General features: G+C 66.5%; 2 protein-coding genes. Both read right to left on the bottom strand.

Annotated features, from left to right (window positions below; all coding sequences use genetic code 11):
- Nucleotides 1–902 precede the first annotated feature (902 nt).
- Nucleotides 903–1,292 carry a toxin Doc gene (locus AB0N17_RS46445; RefSeq protein ID WP_366017696.1) on the bottom strand — a complete coding sequence of 130 codons (390 nt, stop codon included), beginning with the start codon at nt 1,290–1,292 and terminating at the stop codon, nt 903–905.
- A 3-nt stretch (nt 1,293–1,295) separates the two neighbouring features.
- Entirely contained in the window at nt 1,296–1,544 is a 249-nt protein-coding gene (locus AB0N17_RS46440) for an antitoxin MazE7 (protein WP_366017695.1), read from the bottom strand.
- Nucleotides 1,545–1,851 lie beyond the last annotated feature (307 nt).

Below are 1,851 nucleotides of genomic sequence, written 5' to 3'. Positions count from 1 at the left end.
GAGGCGTTCGCGTGCGGCACCGCCGCCTCCGTCGTACCCATCGGAGCCGTGACCACCCCGGAGGGGCGCAGCGTCATCGGGGACGGACGCCCCGGTGACACCGCATCTGATCGTCCGGGTCCGCACCGTGCCAATAGCCCCAGACACCTCGGAACTCGTAGAGGCCCTCCTCACGTACGTCGGCCACCCCCAAGTGCCTAGCTAGCTTGGCTTTATTCCCGACTTTGGACAGCAGGTGAACACCATTGCGGGAGGCACTTGCGTCGCGGGCTGTCCGATGTTCACGAGAAACGACAGCACGCCCATACATGCCGACGTGTGCATCAGGCTCCGGGATCAAACGGTGAGAGCGAGGCGAGCGAGGTAGTCGTCGGCCGCTGCAGCGCCGAGCTTCTGCCGTACGGCGTCGCCGCGGTTCCAGACGGGTGCCTTCATCGCGCTCAAGCCGCTCGGCCTCCGCATACATCTCCGTGAGGCTGTGGCTCTGCCTGAAGCGGTGACCAATCTTCGCTTCGAGGTCGCGGTCCTCGGGTCGTCGCATGCTTCTTCCGAGAGCTCTTCGGGCGCTACGACATACCGCTGCCGCCCACCATGCCGGCATCCTGCACCTAGCCGGACCCTGCTGAAGATCAGGACACTGCTCCAGGCGCACAGCATCGTCATCCCGCCGGCAGCCACCCCGCCCTCCGCCCTCACAGCCCTCCAGGCTCGGGTGCGAACCCTGAATGGCGACCCCAGCAGCATGATCAAGACAACGTGCTGATGATCTGCAAGCCCTTAGGTTAGGACGGCGCTATCGAGAGATCCACTGCGTCGCTGCCCGCCCTACGCCGCAGCCGCGCCGGGCTGCGGATCGACCCAGCTGGAGCAACCGTCGACTCTCCCTGGAATCGCAGCGCCGGTCAGGGTCGGGCCTGGCGCCAGGAACGCAGCCTCTCAGCGATGCCGTACGAGTCCAGCCGCAGCGCCCGGATGTCGTAAATCAGTTCCCGCCAGAGCTCAAACTTCGTGTCCACGCGTTCTCCGGAGGCTTCTAGGTAGGCGATGGCGACGCCGTATCCGTACACCTCGTTGCGGGCCGGCAGCGGGCGCAGCAGCACGCACTCCTCCAGCATGACCGCAGCCCGCCAGAAGGCGTCGGGATGGTGCTGATCATGGCGGGGCGGGTCGACTCGGTGGCGCTGGGCCATGGCGACGAGCACGGAGAAATCGTTGACGGTCAGGTCGTCACGGAGGATCTCTTCCTGGCGCTCGAGGAACCACCGGTAGTCGACGTACACGACGGGAGGCACAGGTCAGGCCGCCCGCGAGGTGTCGTGCGCTACGGGCGGCAGCCCGCCGAACTCTGCATCGAAGGCGTCCATGACGCCGGGCTCGCTGATCACGCGGCGGAAGGCGGCGGTCGCCGTCTGCAGGGCTCGCTCCTGTTCCTTCTCCCCAGCCACCTTGGCGAGGTAGGCCTTCACAGACAGACCTTCCGCAGCGGCGAGGCCCTGCAGGGTGTCCCTGGTGCTCGTGTCGACCTTGACAGTGGTTTCAGCCATAGCCGCAGTATCCCCCAAAGTATACGCGCCGCGCTACCTACTCGCTGTGGTTGCTGTCCCGGGAACCCAGCCAGGCCGATGCCTTTCGCCGAATCTCCCGGGACGGCATGGACTTGGTGAAGGACCCGCAGGGATCACGCGGTTTGAGGCCCGCGAGCGGCTGTCTGGTCCACTTCACCCGGATTTGGAAGACACGGTGCGCACCAGCTTCGACCGGAGGACGTCAAGGAACACTGGCTGCGCACCAAGGCCGAGGAGAAGCGGCGCAGCTCCGTCACCGAGGGCGTCCCGCTCGGCCAGCCCGGCC

It is taken from the genome of Streptomyces sp. NPDC051133 (assembly GCF_040682635.1).
Lineage (GTDB): Bacteria > Actinomycetota > Actinomycetes > Streptomycetales > Streptomycetaceae > Streptomyces.
Note: the sequence above shows the minus strand (reverse complement) of the source record. Positions and strands in the feature narration are given on the sequence as shown.